The 20,106-nt window shown below is 72.3% G+C and carries 15 protein-coding genes and 1 pseudogene; 5 read left to right on the top strand and 11 right to left on the bottom strand.

Features of this window, described 5'->3' with window-relative positions; translation table 11 throughout:
- Positions 1-81 precede the first annotated feature (81 nt).
- Positions 82-1,488, top strand: coding sequence for a S28 family serine protease (locus BX283_RS16640; protein ID WP_101388385.1), 1,407 nt, complete (start codon positions 82-84; stop codon positions 1,486-1,488).
- Positions 1,489-1,666: 178 nt separating this feature from the next.
- On the opposite strand, the gene BX283_RS16635 is transcribed toward BX283_RS16640, so the two are convergent.
- The 6 genes and pseudogenes from BX283_RS16635 to BX283_RS16615 form a co-directional block, all read right to left on the bottom strand.
- Positions 1,667-2,242 (bottom strand): hypothetical protein, encoded by a 576-nt coding sequence (locus BX283_RS16635; RefSeq protein ID WP_101388384.1) that lies wholly within the window; start codon positions 2,240-2,242, stop codon positions 1,667-1,669.
- A gap of 60 nt (positions 2,243-2,302) precedes the next feature.
- On the bottom strand, positions 2,303-4,123 hold the full coding sequence (locus BX283_RS16630) for a glycoside hydrolase family 3 protein (protein WP_101388383.1): 1,821 nt from the start codon (positions 4,121-4,123) through the stop codon (positions 2,303-2,305).
- Between the two features lie 344 nt (positions 4,124-4,467).
- On the bottom strand, positions 4,468-5,226 hold the full coding sequence (locus tag BX283_RS41595; protein WP_257584313.1) for a sugar phosphate isomerase/epimerase: 759 nt from the start codon (positions 5,224-5,226) through the stop codon (positions 4,468-4,470).
- A 171-nt stretch (positions 5,227-5,397) separates the two neighbouring features.
- Positions 5,398-6,231 (bottom strand): annotated as a pseudogene (locus BX283_RS41590) (sugar phosphate isomerase/epimerase family protein); the annotation flags it as partial.
- On the bottom strand, positions 6,228-7,382 hold the full coding sequence (locus tag BX283_RS16620; RefSeq protein ID WP_101388382.1) for a dihydrodipicolinate synthase family protein: 1,155 nt from the start codon (positions 7,380-7,382) through the stop codon (positions 6,228-6,230). The gene BX283_RS16620 and the pseudogene BX283_RS41590, both read right to left, overlap by 4 nt.
- Positions 7,379-8,542, bottom strand: coding sequence for a Gfo/Idh/MocA family protein (locus BX283_RS16615; RefSeq protein ID WP_257582953.1), 1,164 nt, complete (start codon positions 8,540-8,542; stop codon positions 7,379-7,381). The genes BX283_RS16620 and BX283_RS16615 overlap by 4 nt, the downstream gene beginning before the upstream one ends.
- Positions 8,543-8,759: 217 nt before the next feature.
- On the opposite strand from BX283_RS16615, the gene BX283_RS16610 reads away from it, so the two are divergent.
- Together BX283_RS16610 and BX283_RS16605 are read left to right on the top strand one after the other, a co-directional pair.
- Positions 8,760-9,827 (top strand): LacI family DNA-binding transcriptional regulator, encoded by a 1,068-nt coding sequence (locus tag BX283_RS16610; RefSeq protein ID WP_101388381.1) that lies wholly within the window; start codon positions 8,760-8,762, stop codon positions 9,825-9,827.
- 142 nt (positions 9,828-9,969) lie between these two features.
- Positions 9,970-10,776 (top strand): SDR family NAD(P)-dependent oxidoreductase, encoded by an 807-nt coding sequence (locus BX283_RS16605; RefSeq protein ID WP_101388380.1) that lies wholly within the window; start codon positions 9,970-9,972, stop codon positions 10,774-10,776.
- Positions 10,777-10,845: 69 nt separating this feature from the next.
- On the opposite strand, the gene BX283_RS16600 is transcribed toward BX283_RS16605, so the two are convergent.
- Complete coding sequence (locus BX283_RS16600) at positions 10,846-11,256, bottom strand: DUF937 domain-containing protein (protein ID WP_101388379.1); 411 nt, start codon at positions 11,254-11,256, stop codon at positions 10,846-10,848.
- A gap of 290 nt (positions 11,257-11,546) precedes the next feature.
- On the opposite strand from BX283_RS16600, the gene BX283_RS16595 reads away from it, so the two are divergent.
- Positions 11,547-13,763: an ATP-dependent RecD-like DNA helicase gene (locus BX283_RS16595; RefSeq protein ID WP_101388378.1), complete on the top strand. Its 2,217-nt coding sequence runs from the start codon at positions 11,547-11,549 to the stop codon at positions 13,761-13,763.
- Between the two features lie 179 nt (positions 13,764-13,942).
- The gene (locus BX283_RS16590; protein ID WP_101388377.1) at positions 13,943-15,241 is read left to right on the top strand and encodes a citrate synthase; all 1,299 of its coding nucleotides are present in this window, start codon (positions 13,943-13,945) and stop codon (positions 15,239-15,241) included.
- A gap of 422 nt (positions 15,242-15,663) precedes the next feature.
- Here BX283_RS16590 and BX283_RS16585 read toward each other — a convergent pair whose 3' ends face one another.
- From BX283_RS16585 to BX283_RS16570, 4 genes are all read right to left on the bottom strand, one after another.
- Positions 15,664-18,012: a cation-translocating P-type ATPase gene (locus tag BX283_RS16585; protein WP_101388376.1), complete on the bottom strand. Its 2,349-nt coding sequence runs from the start codon at positions 18,010-18,012 to the stop codon at positions 15,664-15,666.
- 79 nt (positions 18,013-18,091) lie between these two features.
- Positions 18,092-18,403, bottom strand: coding sequence for a heavy-metal-associated domain-containing protein (locus BX283_RS16580; RefSeq protein WP_101392390.1), 312 nt, complete (start codon positions 18,401-18,403; stop codon positions 18,092-18,094).
- Between the two features lie 130 nt (positions 18,404-18,533).
- A complete protein-coding gene (locus BX283_RS16575) occupies positions 18,534-18,737 on the bottom strand; it encodes an AlpA family transcriptional regulator (protein WP_101388375.1) in 204 nt (67 codons plus the stop codon).
- Positions 18,738-19,084: 347 nt separating this feature from the next.
- Positions 19,085-20,104 (bottom strand): Gfo/Idh/MocA family protein, encoded by a 1,020-nt coding sequence (locus BX283_RS16570; protein WP_101388374.1) that lies wholly within the window; start codon positions 20,102-20,104, stop codon positions 19,085-19,087.
- Positions 20,105-20,106 lie beyond the last annotated feature (2 nt).

Here is a 20,106-nt window from a genome sequence, read left to right as displayed (position 1 = left end):
GCAATTGGGTCTGGTGGCACAGGTGTTCACCCCGCTAGGTTCACGACGATCGCGTCACGTCGTGACCCCAGGGGAGAGTGCATGCGCAAGACGCTCAGATGGCTTCTTTCACTCGTCGTGCTCATAGGCACGGTGAGCGTGGCGGGAGCCGCGGCAGGGGCGGCCACCGCCGCCGAGCCGGACATAAAGGACCGCATCCTGGCGATACCCGGGGTGAGCCTCATCGAGGAGAAGCCGTACCCCGGCTACCGGTACTTCGTCCTCAACTTCACCCAGCAGGTGGACCACCACGACCCGGCCGCCGGCACCTTCCAGCAGCGGATCACCCTGCTGCACAAGGACACCGCCCGCCCGACGGTCATGTACACCAGCGGCTACAACGTCTCGACCAACCCCAGCCGCTCCGAGCCGACCCAGATCGTGGACGGCAACCAGGTCTCCGTCGAGTACCGCTACTTCACCCCGTCCCGGCCCGCCCCGGCGGACTGGAACAAGCTGGACATCTGGCAGGCGGCCAGCGACCAGCACAGCATCTTCGAGGCCCTGAAGCCGGTGTACGCCAAGAACTGGCTGACCACCGGCGGCTCGAAGGGCGGGATGACGGCGACGTACTACAAGCGCTTCTACCCCAAGGACATGGACGGGGTGGTGGCGTACGTCGCCCCCAACGACGTCGTGAACAACGAGGACTCGGCGTACGACCGCTTCTTCAAGAACGTCGGCACCAAGGAGTGCCGCGACAAGCTGGAGGCGGTGCAGCGCGAGGCGCTGGTGCGCCGCAAGCCGCTGGAGGCCAAGTACGCGGAGTACGCCAAGGCCAACAACTACACCTTCACCACGACCGGCTCCCTCGACAAGTCGTACGAGGCGGTCGTGCTCGACTACGTGTGGGCGTTCTGGCAGTACAGCCTGCTGGCGGACTGCGCGACCATCCCGGCGGACGCGCCGCACGCGAGCGACCAGGCGATCTGGGACACGGTCGACACGATCTCCGGCTTCTCGTTCTACACGGACCAGGGCCTGGAGCCGTACACGCCGTACTACTACCAGGCGGGCACCCAGCTCGGCTCGCCCACCATCCAGCAGCCCTGGCTCGGCGACCTGAGCCGCTACGGCTACCAGCCGCCGCGCCACTTCGTCCCGCGCTCCATCCCGATGCGCTTCCACCCGGCGGCGATGCCGCAGGTCGACATGTGGGTGCGGCACCACGCCGACCACATGCTGTACGTGTACGGCCAGAACGACCCGTGGGGCGCGGAGCGCTTCCGGCTCGGGGCGGGGGCGCGTGACTCGTACGTGTTCACGGTCGCGGGCGGCAACCACGGGTCGAAGGTGGCGGGTCTGGCGGCCCAGGAGAAGGCGACGGCGACGTCGGCGATCCTGCGCTGGGCGGGCGTACCGGCGACGACGTCCCCGAAGCCGCTGGCGCGCTACGACGCGGTCCTGGACCGGCAGAGCCCCGACCGCGAGCCGACGCTGCGCCCGTAGGAGCGACTCCCCCGGACCGGGAATTCGTCTGCGGACCGTGGGTGGCTGGCCGCGCAGTTCCCCGCGCCCCTGGGTAGTTAGGGGCGCGGGGAACTGCGCGAGCAACCCAGCACGGTCCGCAGACGAACGAGCCCGGCCGCCCGCCAGAGGGCTTTCGGGAAGGGGTGGGGTGGGGGATTCACAGGCGCCGCGCGCACCCCACCCCCTCCCCACCCCCCGGCAGCTCCACATAAAGGGCCGTCGACGCCGGGCAGTCGGGGCGGCGCGGGACCGACGAAGTCACGCGGAACTCCGGGGCGTTGGCGCCCGAGCCGTCGCACGGGGCCTCCTTCACCTGCCCCGCCCCCGCCCGGTACACGCAGTCCCCCACCACGGTGAACGGCCCGCCCCCCATCCCCGGGTCCCCGGGATGCGGCGCCTCCAGGTTGCGCATGCACGCGTACCCGGCCGCCCCCTCACCCCCGATGTACAGCACGAAGTCCGTGTCCAGCGGACACCCCGCCGCCCCGCCCGCCCGGCGCCCCTCGCTCCGCACGGACACCCGCGCCACCGCCCGCTCGCTGGTGCACGGCACCTCGGTGAACGCCCGCCCCCGCGCCGCGCAGTCCCCGGCCCCGAGGAACGTGGCGCCGTAGGAGGGCGTGGGGGGCGGCGGCGCCGACGCGGTCGGGGTTCCGCCGCAGCCCGTCAGGAGCAGCGCCAAGACCGCCGCCACAACGACCCAAACCGACCTTGCGGCACCGTACTCGTACATGTCCGACCCCCCACCTCAGCGTGACCGCTCACCGCGAAAACACGCCAGAGGGCCCGGGGGTTATCTCTGGTACGACAGCCCGTAGCCGATCGGGTACAGAACCTGGGCCGGATCGTCCTCGCGCGGCACCGCCACCGGCAGCCGCCCGGCCGGAGCGGCCCGCCCCGCCAGGACCCGTACCGCCGCCCGCAGTTCGACGTCCGTCCAGGAGTAGGTGGCGAGCGAGGCCGCGTACCCGCTGAGGTGCGCGATGTCGTACGGGTTGCGGATCGCGAGGTGCACCACCGGCACACCCGTCGCGCCGAGCGCCGCCACCAGCCGGGCCTGCGCCCCGCCGGAACCCGCGTTGTACGTGCCCACGACCACCACGTCCCTGCCCCGCGCCGCCGCCACCGCCGCGTCGATCTGCGCCTGCGACGGGAGGGTTCCGGTCGACAGGGCGGTCGCGGTGAAGCCCAGTTCCGTGAAGGCCTTCGCCAGGACCGCCGTCGGGGGCCCCGTCGTCCCGGACGGCGACGCCGGGTCCGCGCCCACGACCAGCACGTTCCGGTGGCGCCGCCGCGACAGCGGGAGCAGCCCGCCCGCGTTGGCGAGCAGCGTCGTGGTCCGTTCGGCCACCGCGTCGGCGGCGGCCAGATGCGGCCGGATGCCGACCACCCGGTCCACGCCGGGCCCCGACACGTACGGATGGCTGAACAGGCCCCGTCGCTCCTTGAGTTGGAGGATCCGCAGGATCGATTCGTCGAGCCGGGCCACACCGATCTCGCCACGGGTGACCGCAGCCATCACACCGTTCCAGGCCACCGCCAGGTCCGGCGGGTTGAGCAGCTGGTCGGCCCCGGCCTTCAGGGCGAGCACCGGCACCCGGTCGTCGCCGTACTTGTCCCGTACGCCCTGCATGCCGAGCGAGTCGGTGACGATCACCCCCCGGTAGCCGAGCTCCTCGCGCAGGATCCCGGTGAGGATCGGGTGCGACAGCGTCGCCGGGTCGTTGCTCGCGTCGAGCGCCGGGAACTGGATGTGCGCCGTCATGATCGAGTCGATCCCGGCGGCGACCGCGGCCCGGAACGGTGGCGCGTCCAGCTCCTCCCACTGCTGCCGGGTGTGGGTGATCACCGGGATGCCGGTGTGGCTGTCGACCGTGGTGTCGCCGTGCCCGGGGAAGTGCTTGGCGGTCGCCGCGATCCCCGCCTCCTGGTAGCCGCGCACCTCCGCCGCCACCATCCGGGCGACCGCCGCCGGGTCGGCGCCGAAGGAGCGCACCCCGATGACCGGGTTGGCCGGGTTGACGTTCACATCGGCGTCGGGGGAGTAGTTCTGCCGGATCCCCAGCGCCCGCAGCTCGGTCCCGGCGATGCGCCCGACCGTACGGGCGTCGCGCGCCGACCCCCCGGCGCCGAGCGCCATCGCGCCCGGGAAGAGGGTGGCGGGGTAGCCGACCCGGCAGACGATGCCGTGCTCCTGGTCGGTGGCGATGAGCAGGGGGACGGGCGTGGGCTGGGACAGGCCCGCCCGCTGGATGCCGTTGGAGAGCTCGGCGATCTGGTGCGGGTCGCGGGTGTTGTGCGCCCAGCTGAAGTAGATGATGCCGCCGACGTGGTACTCGGCGATGAGCTCGGCGGCGGTGCGCACGCCCAGCTCCTTCATGTTGGCGTCGATGTCGGCCTGGTCGGGCGCGGTCGCGGAGTGTCCGTACACCCGCATCACGAAGAGCTGGCCGACCTTCTCCGCCAGGGACATCCGGGAGACGATCCGGCGCAGACGGTCACTCGGGGCGCGCCGGGCCTCGGCGTGAGCGGGGAGCGCGGGCCCGACGGCCGCCGCGGCGGCCGTCGCGGCGGCGGTGGCGAGGAGGGTGCGTCTGGAGGTGCGGTACGACACGGGGGCACTCCATCCCTAGGTCTGGAAGAAACTTCCAAACCGAACGGATAACCGGAAAGTTATTGCCGGTCAAGGGGGCGCGCACCGCCGGGCCCGGAAAAGGGAGCGGCCGCCACCGGCGCAGTCGGAGGGGGGCGCACCGATGGCGGCCGCGCTGCCGGCCGCAGGCGGTGGGAGAGGGGAGTCGGTCGTTCGCAGCCAACAGCGAGGGCCGACACCGCTCTGCGGAGACTCACCGGCAGTACGGCACTTGGACGGAGCCCGCCACCGAGGGGTTCCGGGTCACGGCCCGCTGCGGGAAAAAGGTACGGAACAGGGCTGCCGGGGCCGCGGGTTCGGGTGGGTCAGGGCAGGCGCGGCGTCGCGGTCCGCGCGAGCAGGGCGGCCAGCCGCTCCCGCCCGGCCGTCAGCAGCCCCGGCAGCTCCGCCGCCTGCGGGTACCAGCGCTTCTCGTACTCCCAGCACAGCCAGCCCTCCGGACCCAGCGGCGCCAGCGCGTCCGCCAGCGGCAGCACCCCGGCCCCGAGCGGCAGCGGGGTGGTGTCCTCGGCCGAGGCGATGTCCTTGACCTGCACATATCCCAGGTGCGGGGCGAGCGCGGCATACGACTCGACCGGGCTCTCGCCGCCGAGCCAGGTGTGCATCACGTCCCACAGCGCGCCGACCGAGGGCGCGCCGACGCGGTCCAGGACGCGCGCGACGGCCGTGCCCGTGCGGTGCGAGTCGTGCGTTTCGAGCAGGACGCGCACCCCCCGGTCGGCGGCGAGCGCGGCCACCGACCGCAGCCGCTCCACGGCGACGCCGTCGTCCTCCGGCTCGCCCCGGCCGCCGGGGAAGACGCGTACGTACGCGGCACCGAGGTCGTACGCGAGGTCCACCAGCGCGTCCAGCCGCTCGGCGTCGTCGGGGTCGGCCACGCGCGCGTACCCGGCGACGGTGAGCACGCGGACGCCCCCGGCCGCGAACTCGGCTGCCACGTCCGCCCGTTGGCGTGCGCCGATACCGGGGTGCACCGGCTCCTCGGGGTGGGCGCGGAGCTCGACGCCGTGGTAGCCGTGCGCGACGGCGAGGCGGACGACCTCGGGGACGGCCAGGCCGGGCACGCCGAGGGTGGAGAACGCGTACCGCACCCCGCTCACTGGTCCGCCAGGCCGAGCCGCCAATCCGGAGGCCGTCCGCCCGAAGGGCGCGAGCGGTTCCCCCGGCCCACCTGGCGCAACCGGTCCACCTGGCGCAACCGATCCACCCGGCACCGCCTCCGCACCCCGCACCACTTCCCCGAACCGCTCCACCGTCTCTCGCAGCACCTGGGTCCCCTCCCGTCCCCACAGCCCCTCGTTGAACAGCTCGACCTCCACGGGGCCCGTGTATCCCGCCGCGCCCACCCGCTCGTACCAGCCCGGCAGATCGATCACCCCGTCCCCGAGCTGGCCGCGTCCCGTCAGGACTCCGGCGGGCAACGGCGTGACCCAGTCCGCCAGTTGGAAGGCGTGGATGCGCCCGGCCGCCCCGGCCCGGGCCACGGCGGCCGGGGCCAGGTCGTCCCACCAGAGGTGGTAGGTGTCGACGACGACCCCGACCTCCTCGGCCGGGAACCGCTCGGCGAGGTCCAGGGCCTGGCCGAGGGTGGAGACGACACAGCGGTCCGAGGCGTACATCGGGTGCAGCGGCTCGATCGCCAGGCGTACGCCCCGGGCGCGCGCGTACGGCCCGAGCTCGGCCAGGGCGTCGGCGACCCGCTCCCGCGCCCCGGCCAGGTCCCGGCTGCCCTCGGGCAGTCCGCCCGAGACGAGCACCAGCGTGTCCGTGCCGAGGACCGCCGCCTCGTCGATCGCCGCCCGGTTGTCGTCGAGCGCGCGTACGCGCGCGTGGGGCTCGTCCGTCGTGAAGAAGCCGCCCCGGCACAGCGTGGTGACGCTCAGCCCGGCGTCCCGGACCAGCCGCGCGGCCGCCTCGACGCCGTACGCCCGCACGGGCTCGCGCCACAGGCCGACCCCCGGCACGCCCGACTCCGTACAGGCGTCGCACAGTTGGGGCAGCGAGAGCTGCTTGACGGTCATCTGGTTGATGCTGAGGCGGGAGAGGTCCAGCGGGGGATGGGGGCTCATGAGGTGACTCCGTGGACCGTGAGGAGGGTGCGCATACGGGACTCGGCCGCCTCCGGGTCCGGGAACAGGCCCAGACCGTCGGCCAGTTCGTACGCCCGTGCCAGATGCGGCAGCGAGCGGGCCGACTGGAGGCCGCCGACCATCGTGAAGTGGTCCTGGTGGCCCGCCAGCCAGGCGAGCAGGACCACGCCCGTCTTGTAGAAGCGGGTCGGCGCCCCGAAGAGGTGGCGGGCGAGCGCGACGGTCGGGTCGAGCCGCTCGCGGAAGCCCGCCCGGTCGCCCGCGTCCAGCGCCCGTACCGCGTCCGCGGCCACCGGGCCCAGCGGGTCGAAGATCCCCAACAGGGCGTGGCTGAAGCCCTGTTCGTCGCCCTCGATCAGCTCGGGGTAGTGGAAGTCGTCGCCCGTGAAGCACGTCACGCCGTTCGGAAGGCGCCGTCTGAGCTCCACCTCCCGGCGGGCGTCGAGCAGCGACACCTTGACGCCGTCGACCTTCTCCGCATGGGCGACGACGATCGCCAGGAACGCCTCGGTGGCCGTGTCCAGGTCGGACGAGCCCCAGTAGCCGGTGAGCGCCGGGTCGAACATCGGGCCGAGCCAGTGCAGGATCACCGGCCGGGCGGTCTGCTCCAGCAGCCGTCCGTACACCGCGAGATAGTCCTCCGGGCCGCGCGCCACCGCCGCCAGCGCCCGCGACGCCATCAGGACCGCCTGGGCCCCGGCGCCCTCGACGACCGCGAGCTGCTCCTCGTACGCGGCCGTCACCTCGGCGAGCGAGGCGCCCGGGGCGAGTTGGTCGGTGCCCGCCCCGCACGCGATGCGCCCGCCGACCGCCCGCGCCTCGGCGGCCGAGCGCCGGATCAGCTCGGCGGCCACCGGCCAGTCCAGGCCCATGCCGCGCTGCGCGGTGTCCATCGCCTCCGCGACCCCCAGCCCGTGCGCCCACAGATGGCGGCGGAAGGCGAGCGTGGTCTCCCAGTCCAGGGCGGCCGGTCCGTCGGGCCCGGTGTCGGCGTACGGGTCGGCGACGACGTGCGCCGCCGCGAAGACCGTACGGGAGGCAAGCGGGCCGCCCGGGGCGACGACGACCGGATCCCGGCGCGGCTCGTACCGTACGAGCGCCCCGCCCGCGCGCGGCAGCAGCAGGCTCACAGCGCGATCTCCGGCACCTCGACACGACGGCCCTCGGCCGAGGACCGCAGCCCCAGCTCGGCCAGCTGCACCCCGCGCGCACCCGCCAACAGGTCCCAGCGGTAAGGGGTGTCGAGGGCCACATGGCGCAGGAACAGCTCCCACTGGGCCTTGAAGCCGTTGTCGAACACGGTGTTGTCAGGCACCTCCTGCCACTGCTCGCGGAACGGCTCGGTCGCGGGCAGGTCCGGGTTCCACACCGGCTTGGGGGTCGCGGCGCGGTGCTGGGCGCGGCAGGTGCGCAGGCCCGCCACCGCGGAGCCCTCGGTGCCGTCGACCTGGAACTCGACCAGCTCGTCCCGGTGCACGCGGACCGCCCAGGAGGAGTTGATCTGGGCGACCGCGCCGCCCTCCAGCTGGAAGATCCCGTACGCGGCGTCGTCGGCGGTCGCGTCGTACGGCTTGCCGCCCTCGTCCCAGCGCTGCGGGACGTGTGTGGTCGCCAGCGCCTGTACGGAGGTGACGCGGCCGAAGAGCTCGTGCAGCACGTACTCCCAGTGCGGGAACATGTCGACGACGATGCCGCCGCCGTCCTCGGCGCGGTAGTTCCACGACGGGCGCTGGGCGCTCTGCCAGTCGCCCTCGAAGACCCAGTAGCCGAACTCGCCCCGCACCGACAGGATCCGCCCGAAGAAGCCGCCGTCGACCAGCCGTTTCAGCTTGAGCAGGCCCGGCAGGAAGAGCTTGTCCTGGACGACGCCGTGCTTGATCCCGGCGCCCCGGGCGAGCCGGGCCAGCTCCAGGGCGCCGGACAGACCGGTGGAGGTGGGCTTCTCGGTGTAGACGTGCTTGCCCGCCGCGATCGCCTTCGCCAGGGACTCCTGGCGGGCGGAGGTGACCTGGGCGTCGAAGTAGATCTCCACGGTGTCGTCGGCGAGCACCTCGTCCAGGTCCGTGGACCATTCGGTGAGGCCGTGCCGCTCGGCGATCGCGCGCAGCGCGGGCTCGCGGCGGCCCACCAGGACGGGTTCGGGCCACAGGACCCTGCCGTCGCCGAGGTCGAGACCGCCCTCCTCGCGCAGGGCGAGCAGGGAGCGTACGAGGTGCTGGCGGTAGCCCATGCGGCCGGTGACGCCGTTCATGGCGATCCGCACGGTCCGGCGTGCGGCTTCCGGTGTCATCCGAAGTCCCCTCCATCCCTTGTGCCCCTTGCGTACCGGCGGTGAAGGGTCCTTCCGTACCGGCGGCCGGGGTGCCGTGATTCAGCGTTCAGCTACTGGTAACAGTCGTAGCAAGCGCTTTCTACCGGGGGGGACGCTAGCCTGCGCACAGCGCCGCGGACAAGAGGCGCGCGGCCGGACCACCCCAAGTGCCCAACAGACGTGCCCGGAGGCAGAGATGACAACGACCCTGGCGGATGTGGCGGCGCGCGCCCGGGTGTCCCCGGCGACCGTCTCGCGGGTGCTCAACGGCAACTACCCGGTCGCCGCGGCCACCCGCGAGCGCGTCCTGCGGGCCGTCGACGAACTGGACTACGTCCTGAACGGCCCCGCGAGCTCGCTCGCCGCCGCCACCTCCGACCTGGTCGGCATACTCGTCAACGACATCGCCGACCCGTTCTTCGGCATCATGGCGGGCGCGGCCCAGTCGGAGATCGGCGGCGGCCCCGGGACCCGCGAGAAACTGGCCGTGGTCTGCAACACGGGCGGCTCCCCGGAGCGCGAACTCACCTACCTCACCCTGCTCCAGCGCCAGCGCGCGGCGGCGGTCATCCTCACCGGCGGCGCCCTGGAGGACCCCGGGCACGCGGCGGCGGTCGCGGCGAAGCTGGGGCGGCTGGCGGAGGCGGGGGCCCGGATCGTGCTCTGCGGGCGGCCGCCGCTGGTGCTTCCCGCGGCCGGTACGGGCGGACGGCCCGCCGGGCCCGTCGCGGCCACCCTCACCTTCGACAACCGGGGCGGCAGCCGCCGCCTCACGGAGCACCTGCTCGCGCTCGGCCACCGCCGCATCGGCTATGTCGCGGGCCCCGAGGAGCGCACCACGACCCGGCACCGCGTCGAAGGCCACCTGGCGGCGCTCGCGGACGCGGGCGTGGCGCCGGGCCCGCTGGTCCACGGCTCGTACGACCGCCGCTCCGGCTACGACGCGACCCTCGAACTCCTGCGCCTGGAGCCGTCGTTGACGGCCGTCGTCGCCGCCAACGACACGGTCGCGCTCGGCGCCTGCGCGGCCCTGCGCGACCGGGGCCTGTCCATCCCGGACGACGTCTCGGTGGCGGGCTTCGACGACCTCCCGTTCAGCACGGACGCGGTGCCCGCCCTGACGACGGTACGGCTGCCGCTGTACGAGGCGGGGGCGCGCGCGGGCCGGCTCGCGATGGGCAAGGAGCCGGTGCCGCCGGGCGGGATCGCCACGGTCCACGGCGAGTTGATGGTCCGGGGCTCGACGGGACGTACGCGCGCGTAGAGGCAGTGTCCGGGGTCTTCGGCGGGGTGCAGCTCGGTGACGGATTCCCGCCAGCGGGCGGGGGCCCGGCGCACCAGGATCGTGTGCACGGCCTCCGGTTCGCCCGTCCGGGGCGAGGGCCGCATCCCGAGGAGACATCCCCATGGACCTGCACCTTTCCGGCCGTTCCGCGCTCGTCACCGGCGCCTCGAAGGGCATCGGGCTCGCGGTGGTCCGCACCCTGCTGGACGAGGGCGCGCGCGTGGTCGCGGTGTCCCGCCGCACCAGCCCGGAGCTGGAGAAGCTGGCCCGCCCCGAGCTCGTCCACGTGGCGGCCGACCTCATGGACCCCGCGGCCCCCGCGCGCGTGGTGGCCCGTGCCGTCGAGGAGTTCGGCGGTCTGGACATTCTGGTCAACAACGCGGGCGGCCCGCCGCCCGGCGTGTCCCTGCCGCGCACGTCGTTCCTGGACGCCTCGGACGCGGACTGGCCCGCGATGTTCGAGTTCAACCTGTTCTCGGCGGTACGGGCGGTCCGCGCGGCCCTGCCGCACCTGCTGGCCGACGGCGGCGGCGCCGTCGTCAGCGTCTCGACGGGCCTCGCGCGTCAGCCCGCCGTCGGCAACGCCGAGTACGGCGCGGCGAAGGCGGCCCTGACCAACCTCACGAAGGTCCTGTCGGAGGAGTACGCCCCGCAGGGCGTCCGCTTCAACACGGTGTCGCCGGGGGCGGTACGGACGGCGTGGTGGACCGAGGAGGGCGGCGCGGCGGACATCATCGCGGCGATGGCGGGCTCGGACCGCGACACGGTGATGGACACCCTGGCCCCCCAGATGATGAACGTCTCCACCGGCCGCCTGGTGACCCCCGAGGAGATAGCGGACGCGGTGGCCCTCCTGGTGTCCCCGAGGTCGGGCAGCACGACGGGGGCGGACTTCGTGGTGGACGGGGGGTACTTGAAGGCGGTGTGAGGCGGCGCGAGGCAGCGGTGTGAGGCCCCCGGAGGGGGCTCGGGGCGGGCGGGGCTCGGGCCGGGCTGGCTACTTGGGCCCCTTGCCGCCCGCCGCCCTCTTGCTCAGCACCGCCAGCACCACCGGCACCAGCAGTTCGAGCCCCCGTGTGACGGTCGCGACCGGCAGGCCCGTCTTCTTCGCGACCGCCGTGGCCACCGGCTTCGTCGCCTTCGCCAGGACCCCGGCCATCAGACCGCCGCCGACCGCCCCGAGGCCGCCGAGCGTGGCCACGCCCTCCAGCGGCGGGTCCTGGGGCGGCGCCGCCGCCTCCGACGCCACCGCGTCCGGGGGCAGCTCGTCCGCAAGGCCGGAGGCCGCCGACTCGACGACCTGCTGGGCACCGGCCGGATCCGTACCGAGCTGCTGGGCGAGCTCGCGCAGCCCGTCGTCCCCCAGCTCGTTCAGTACATCCCGTTCAAAGCTGGAATCGTCACTCATGGGCGAAACGCTACGACCACCCCCCTTTGTCGGCACGTCGAGATTCCGGAAAAATTACTGCCCGCAGTCGTGCAACCCTTGTGGGGTGACGGGTGTCTTACTTTGCGTCGGCGTTCCAGGGGAGGGATCCGGGGGGATCCAGGGGGACGTCGATTGGGGAGGGACAGGGGAGGGAATCGAGGGGCCCGGTCATACGGACCGGGCCCCCTTGAATTCCCCCCGGCCGTCGCCGGCCGGAAAGTTGTCCACAGGCACCCCGCGGTGTCCGAGCCCCCGGGTAGCGTCGGATCATGTCCAATCTCGCGGTGCTCGAAGGGGTCCTGGAGCGGATCACCTACGCCAACGAGGAGAACGGCTACACGGTCGCCCGCGTCGACACCGGGCGCGGCGGCGGCGATCTCCTCACGGTGGTCGGCTCGCTGCTCGGCGCGCAGCCGGGCGAGTCGCTGCGGATGGAGGGCCGCTGGGGCTCCCACCCGCAGTACGGCAAGCAGTTCACCGTGGAGAACTACACGACGATCCTGCCCGCCACCATCCAGGGCATCCGGCGCTACCTCGGCTCGGGCCTCATCAAGGGCATCGGCCCGCGCATCGCCGACCGCATCGTGGAGCACTTCGGCACGGACACGCTCGACATCATCGAGCAGCAGCCCAAGCGCCTCGTGGAGGTGCCGGGCCTGGGCCCCAAGCGCACCAAGCTCATCGGAGCCGCCTGGGAGGAGCAGAAGGCCATCAAGGAAGTGATGGTCTTCCTCCAGGGAGTGGGCGTCTCCACCTCGATCGCCGTGCGCATCTACAAGAAGTACGAGGACGCCTCGATCTCCGTGGTGAAGAACCAGCCCTACCGGCTGGCCGCCGACGTCTGGGGCATCGGCTTCCTCACCGCCGACCGCATCGCCCAGGCCGTCGGCATCCCGCACGACAGCCCGGAGCGGGTGAAGGCGGGACTTCAGTACGCCCTGTCGCAGTCCACCGACCAGGGCCACTGCTTCCTGCCCGAGGAGCAGCTCATCGCGGACTCGGTGAAGCTCCTCCAGGTCGACACCGGCCTGGTGATCGACTGCCTGGGCGAGCTGGTCGCCGAGGAGGGGGTCGTCCGCGAGCCGGTCCCGGGGCCGCAGGGCGGGGCCGAGCGGGTCACCGCCGTCTATCTGGTCCCCTTCCACCGCGCCGAGATCTCCCTCGCCGCCCAGGTCGTCCGGCTGCTGCGCACCGGCGAGGACCGGATGCCGGGCTTCCAGGACGTGGACTGGGACCGGGCCCTGTCCTGGCTCGCCACCCGCACCGGCGCCGAGCTCGCCCCCGAGCAGCAGGAAGCCGTGCGGCTCGCCCTGACCAGCAAGGTCGCGGTGCTCACCGGCGGCCCCGGCTGCGGCAAGTCCTTCACCGTGCGCTCCGTCGTCGAGCTCGCCCGGGCCAAGAAGGCCAAGGTGGTGCTCGCCGCGCCCACCGGCCGGGCCGCCAAGCGCCTGGCCGAGCTCACCGGCGCCGAGGCGTCCACCGTCCACCGGCTCCTGGAGCTGAAGCCGGGAGGCGACGCGGCGTACGACAAGGACCGCCCGCTCGACGCCGACCTGGTGGTGGTCGACGAGGCCTCGATGCTCGACCTGCTGCTCGCCAACAAACTGGTGAAGGCGGTCGCCCCCGGCGCTCACCTGCTGATGGTCGGCGACGTGGACCAGCTGCCCTCGGTCGGCGCCGGCGAGGTGCTGCGCGATCTGCTCGCCGAGGGGGGCCCGGTGCCGAGGGTCCGCCTCACCAGGATCTTCCGCCAGGCCCAGCAGTCCGGCGTGGTCACCAACGCCCACCGCATCAACTCCGGCGTCCCACCGCTCACCCAGGGCCTCAGCGACTTCTTCCACTTCGTGGAGGAGGAGACCGAGGACGCCGGGCGGCTCACCGTGGACGTGGCGGCGCGGCGCATCCCGGCGAAGTTCGGCCTCGACCCCCGGCGCGACATCCAGGTGCTCGCCCCGATGCACCGCGGCCCGGCGGGCGCCGGCAACCTCAACGGCCTCCTCCAGCAGGCCATCACCCCGGGCCGCCCCGACCTGCCGGAGAAGCGGTTCGGCGGAAGGGTGTTCCGGGTGGGCGACAAGGTCACCCAGATCCGGAACAATTACGAGAAGGGCAAGAACGGTGTCTTCAACGGCACCGTCGGCGTGGTGACCGCGCTCGACCCGGACGAACAGCGCCTGACGGTGCTGACGGACGAGGACGAGGAAGTGCCGTACGACTTCGACGAACTGGACGAGCTGGCCCATGCGTACGCGGTGACGATCCACCGCTCGCAGGGCAGTGAATACCCGGCGGTGGTGATCCCGGTCACCACCGGCGCCTGGATGATGCTCCAGCGGAACCTGCTCTACACGGCGGTCACGCGCGCCAGAAAACTCGTCGTACTGGTGGGGTCCCGCAAGGCGATCGGCCAGGCAGTGCGTACGGTTTCCGCAGGCAGACGCTTTACCGCACTCGCTCATCGGCTGTCAGGGGGCGTCTTGGTGTGAAACATCACCCAGGGCTTCCAGAACCGGGGCGAAGGGGGCAGGATGAGCAGGTTGACGGCACTGAGTGCCGCTAATAAGCCCAATGGGCGACCCCGAGTGCACTCTGCTGAGCCAAATGGGGGATGGTAGAGACAGTCAGGGCACCTCGAAGAAGAGGCACTACGTCGGTGAGGGATGACGTGAGCGAGAACGCTAACAACGCTGTAGTACTGCGGTTCGGCGATGGCGAGTACACCTACCCGGTGATCGACAGCACCGTCGGCGACAAGGGCTTCGACATCGGGAAGCTCCGGGCCCAGACCGGTCTCGTGACCCTGGACAGCGGATACGGCAACACTGCCGCCTATAAATCCGCGATCACGTACCTCGACGGCGAGCAGGGCATCCTGCGCTACCGCGGCTACCCGATCGAGCAGCTGGCCGAGCGCTCGACCTTCCTGGAGGTCGCGTACCTGCTCATCAACGGTGAGCTGCCGACGGTCGACCAGCAGTCGACGTTCAAGAGCGAGATCACCCAGCACACGCTGCTGCACGAGGACGTCAAGCGCTTCTTCGACGGCTTCCCGCGGGACGCCCACCCGATGGCGATGCTCTCCTCGGTCGTCTCGGCGCTGTCCACGTTCTACCAGGACAGCCACAACCCGTTCGACGAGAAGCAGCGCCACCTCTCGACGATCCGCCTGCTCGCCAAGCTTCCGACGATCGCGGCGTACGCGTACAAGAAGTCGATCGGCCACCCGTTCGTCTACCCGCGCAACGACCTCGGCTACGTCGAGAACTTCCTGCGGATGACCTTCTCGGTCCCGGCGCAGGAGTACGAGCTGGACCCGGTCGTCGTCTCGGCGCTCGACAAGCTGCTGATCCTGCACGCGGACCACGAGCAGAACTGCTCGACCTCCACGGTCCGCCTGGTCGGCTCGTCGCAGGCCAACATGTTCGCCTCGATCTCGGCGGGCATCTCGGCGCTGTGGGGCCCCCTGCACGGTGGCGCCAACCAGTCGGTCCTGGAGATGCTGGAAGGCATCCAGGCCAACGGCGGCGACGTCGACTCCTTCATCCGCAAGGTGAAGAACAAGGAGGACGGCGTCCGTCTGATGGGCTTCGGCCACCGGGTCTACAAGAGCTTCGACCCGCGCGCGAAGATCATCAAGGCTGCCGCGCACGACGTCCTGTCGGCCCTCGGCAAGTCCGACGAGCTGCTCGACATCGCGCTGAAGCTGGAGGAGCACGCGCTCTCCGACGACTACTTCGTCTCGCGCAACCTGTACCCGAACGTGGACTTCTACACGGGTCTGATCTACCGCGCGATGGGCTTCCCGACCGAGATGTTCACGGTCCTGTTCGCCCTCGGCCGCCTCCCGGGCTGGATCGCCCAGTGGCACGAGATGATCAAGGAGCCGGGTTCGCGCATCGGCCGCCCGCGCCAGATCTACACGGGCGAGGTCCTGCGCGACTTCGTCCCGGTCGAGGCGCGATAACGCTTCGCTGGGGCTGGTGATTCGACTGCGGACCGGCTGTGGCTGGTCGCGCCCACGCGGCAGGCCGCACATGTCACAGCCCCGCGCCCCTGAAGGGGCGCGTAGCGCCCCCGAACACATACAGAAGCGCCCCGCCCACCAATCCCCCACGGGTTGGCGGGCGGGGCGCTTCCCCTATACCCGGTGCGGATTCCCCCCACGGGATCCGGCCGGGAGTCCGGCGGTCTGCCGGGGTACGTACGTAACGGGTGGGCCGCTCAAAGCTCCCCGTTGTACGTGCCCCGGCCAACGCGCTGCCTGGAACGTCCCCCAAGACATTCCATGGACGTCCCCCAAGACATCCTCGGCATCGCCCACTTAGACTCCCGAACCGGTCCGATGGTTACCTCATAATCTCTGTGATCTAGCTCTCTTTGTGGAGATCAGGTGAAGGAGCGCAACCGTAGGCTGTTGGTTACCACGAAGACCGAGGAGAACGCCATAGCCGCGCCCGCGATCATAGGGTTCAGCAGGCCCGCCGCGGCGAGCGGAACCGCGGCCACGTTGTAGCCGAAGGCCCAGAAAAGGTTGCCCTTGATGGTCGACAGGGTGCGCCGGGAGAGCCGGATGGCGTCGGCCGCGACCCGCAAGTCCCCCCGTACGAGGGTCAGGTCGGACGCCTCTATCGCCGCGTCGGTACCCGTGCCCATCGCCAGACCCAGATCGGCGGTGGCCAGCGCGGCCGCGTCGTTGACGCCGTCGCCCACCATCGCCACCGAACGGCCCTCGGCCTGGAGCCGCTTGACCACGTCGACCTTCTCCTCGGGCAGCACCTCGGCGTGCACGTCCTCGGCGGCGATCCCGACCCTGGCCGCCACCGACTCGGCCACCGCCCGGTTGTCCCCGGTCAGCAGGACCGGCCGCAGCCCGAGGCCGCGCAGCAGGGACACCGCCTCGGCGCTGGTCTCCTTCACGGCGTCGGCGACGGTCAGGACGCCCCGGGCGGCCCCGTCCCAGGCCACCACGACGGCGGTGCGCCCCTCGGCCTCGGCGGCCTGCTTGGCGTCCGCCAGCGCGGCGGGCAGTTCGACGCCCCGGCCCACGAAGACCTTGCGCCCCTCGACCACGCCCTCCACCCCGCGCCCGGGCAGGGCCAGGAAGGACTCGGGCGCGGGCAGCTCCCCGGTCCGCTCGGCGGCGCCGTCGGCGATCGCGCGGGCGATGGGGTGCTCGGAGGAGTGCTCCAGGGCGCCCGCGTACCGGAGGACTTCCTTCTCGTCGGCGCCGTCCGCCGCGTACACGTCGTACAGCGTCATCTGACCCGTGGTGACCGTGCCCGTCTTGTCGAGGACGACGGTGTCGACGCGGCGGGTGCTCTCCAGGACCTCGGGGCCCTTGATGAGGATGCCGAGCTGGGCACCGCGCCCGGTGCCGACCATGAGCGCGGTCGGGGTCGCGAGCCCCAGGGCGCACGGACAGGCGATGATCAGGACCGCCACGGCGGCCGTGAAGGACGCGGTGATGTCGTCGGTGGTGAGCAGCCAGCCGACCAGCGTGCCGAGCGAGACCAGCAGCACGATGGGGACGAAGACGCCGGAGATGCGGTCGGCGAGGCGCTGGACCTCGGCCTTGCCGTTCTGCGCGTCCTCCACCAGACGGGCCATCCGGGCCAGCTGGGTGTCGGCGCCGACCCGGGTCGCTTCGACGACGAGTCGGCCGCCCACGTTGACGGTGGCGCCGGTGACGCCGTCGCCCGTACTTACGTCCACGGGGACGGACTCGCCGGTCAGCATGGACGTGTCCACGGCGGACGCGCCCTCCACGACCGTGCCGTCCGTCGCGACCGTCTCACCGGGCCGCACCACGAACCGGTCCCCGACCCGCAACTCGCCGATGGGGACGCGTACTTCACGGCCGCCGCGCAGGACGGCCACGTCCTTGGCGCCGAGTTCGAGCAGCGCCCGCAGGGCCGTGCCCGCCTTCCGCTTGGAGCGGGCCTCCAGATAGCGGCCGAGCAGGATGAAGGTGACGACTCCGGCTGCGACCTCCAGGTAGATGGTGGAGGAGCCGTCCGCGCGGCCGACGGTGGCGTCGAAGCCGTGGCGCATCCCGGACATTCCCGCGTCGCCGAAGAACAGCGCCCACAGGGACCAGAGGAAGGCGGCGAGGGTGCCCCCCGAGACGAGGGTGTCCATAGTGGCCGCGCTGTGCTTCAGATTGGTCCAGGCGGCCTTGTGGAAGGGCAGCCCGCCCCAGACGACGACCGGCGCGGCGAGGGTGAGGCTCAGCCACTGCCAGTTGTCGAACTGCAGCGAGGGGACCATGGCGAGCAGCACCACGGGCGCGGCGAGCAGCGCCGAGACCTGGAGCCGCTGCCGCAGCGCGGCCAGTGCCTGGGCGGCACGGCTCTCGGCGGCGGCCGCCGCGTCGGGCCGCGCGGCGGCGGGGGCTGCGGGCGCCTCCCGCAGTTCCTCGGCCGCCGAGGCCACGGAGGCCGCCGAGGCCACCGAAGCCGCCGGGGGCTCTGAGGCCACCGGGGGCGCAGGAGGCGGCGGGGGCTCCGGCGGTGTCAGTGACTCCGCCGTGTACCCCATCTTCACGACCGTCGCGACCAGGCCCGCCACCTCCACCCCGTCGACGAAGGCGACCTTCGCCTTCTCGGTCGCGTAGTTGACCGTCGCCTCGACCCCGTCCATCCGGTTCAGCTTCTTCTCGATGCGGGCCGCGCACGAGGCGCACGTCATACCGCCGATGGTCAGCTCGACCAGGTTGCTTTCCATGTTGCTCTCCATGTGAGCTCCTGAAAAAGGAACCGGGCCGTACGGCGCGGATGCGCTCGTCGTACGGCCCGGAAGAGGAGGATCGGGCCGTTCAGGCCCGGCCGACCAGCTCGAAGCCGGCCTCGTCGACCGCCGCGCGGACGGCCTCGTCGTCCAGCGGCGCGGCCGAGACGACGGTCACCTCGCCGGTCGCGGCGACCGCCTTCACCGAACCGACGCCGGCGATCTCGCCGATCTCACCGGACACGGCGCCCTCGCAGTGCCCGCAGGTCATGCCGGAGACCCGGTACACGGTGGTGACGGAGCCGACCTGGACGTCGGCCGGGCCGTCGCTGTGGCAGGAGCCGGCGGGCGAGCAGCAGGAGCCGGTCGTGGCGACGGCGGCTTCGGTCTCGGAGGTCATGGAGTTCTCCTCTGTGGGGCGGTACGGATCCATGGTGCACCAGAGGGTCACGGGAAAGCCGAGGCCCACTGACAGGTTCCACGTTATACCCCTAGGGGGTATTAATCCAGTACCCCCTCCACCTCCTCAGTCAGTCGTTGGCCCTACGGCTCCGGTTCCCCGGGCGGCGTGCGACCCAGGTGCGGATGGTGTCGGCGTACCAGAAGGGTTTGCCGTTCTCGACGGTGTCGGGCGGGGGCAGCAGCCCGTGCTTGCGGTACGAGCGGACCGTGTCCGGCTGTACCCGGATGTGCGCGGCGATCTCCTTGTACGACCAGAGCCGTCGGTCGGTCATGGTGGGCACCTCCCTGCGTGCGCCGCAGCGGCGGTCTGGCGGCCGTCGGGGGAGCTGGGCGCGGGCACTTGACGATCACTCAGCCTGTGCCCGTTGAACGACGGAGAGTGAAGGCAGGGGTGCGGCTGTCGACTCCCTGTGACGCAAGACCCGCGTAATGGAGACATGTGTGACGTGAAGGGGACGGTTGTGACGCAGGTGATGAATGGGGCGGCCGGGAGGGGGCGGGGCACGCCCCGGGCGCGCTAAACCGCAGCCGCGCGCTCCCTACGCGTACGGCTGCGGCGATCCGTGCGGCTGTGTCCCGCCGGTGACGCGTACAGGCCCGGCCGTCTGTGTCCCGCCGGTTACGCGTACAGGCCCGGCCGTCCCACCGCCGGCTCCACGGCCACCCGCTCGCCCGAGCGCTGGGCCCGTACGCCCGCCTCGCAGACCACGGCCGCCATATAGCCGTCCCAGGTGCTCGGGCCCTCGACACGGCCCTGCCGGGTGGCGTCCACCCACGCCTGCACCTCGCGGTCGTACGCGTCGGCGAAACGGGTCGTGAAGTCCTGCGGGATCTCGCCGCCCCAGCGCCCGCCGGAGCGGACCACCGGACCGGTCCCGGCGCCGGTCGAGGCGGCGCCGCGCTCGCAGACGGCCTCGCAGCGCACCTCGTACCCGAAGCCGCAGTTGACGAAGATCTCGACGTCGACGACCGCGCCGCCGGCCGTCTCGAACAGCACGAGCTGCGGGTCGCCCAGGCCCTCCGGGGCGTACGAGGACGGGCGCGGGCGGAGCACCTGGACGGCGGTGAGCTCCTGGCCGAGCAGCCAGCGGGCCGCGTCGACCTCGTGGACCACGGAGTCGCGGATCAGCATCTCGGTGGTGAAGAACGAGGGGGAGGAGGCGTTGCGGTGGCGGCAGTGCAGGAACAGCGGGCGCCCGAGCCCCCCCTCGTCGAGCAGCGCCTTGAGCCGTACGTACTCCGCGTCGTACCGCCGCATGAACCCCACCTGCACCAGGCGGCGGCCGAGCCGGGTCTCCGCCTCCAGGACCCGCAGGGCCCCGCCCGGGTCCGGGGTGAGCGGCTTCTCGCACAGGACCGGCAGGCCGCGCCGGAACGCCTCCAGGAGCGCGGGCTCGTGGGCCGGGCCCGAGGCGGCGATCAGGACCGCGTCGACGCCCGGCGCGGCCATCGCGGCCGCCGGGTCGGTGTGGGCGGCGCAGCCGTCGATCGGGCCCGCGACGGCCTTGGCGCGCTCCGCGTCGACGTCGGCGACGGCCGCGACCCGGGCCCCGCCGATCACGGTGGTGAGGCGGCGGACGTGGTCGGCGCCCATCTTGCCGGTGCCGACGACGGCGATCCCGAGCGGTGCGGAGGTCATCG

Origin of the sequence: Streptomyces sp. TLI_146 (assembly GCF_002846415.1) — a bacterium.
Lineage (GTDB): Bacteria > Actinomycetota > Actinomycetes > Streptomycetales > Streptomycetaceae > Streptomyces.
The sequence above is the reverse complement of the archived record's forward strand: the minus strand, read 5'-3'. Positions and strand labels throughout refer to the sequence as shown.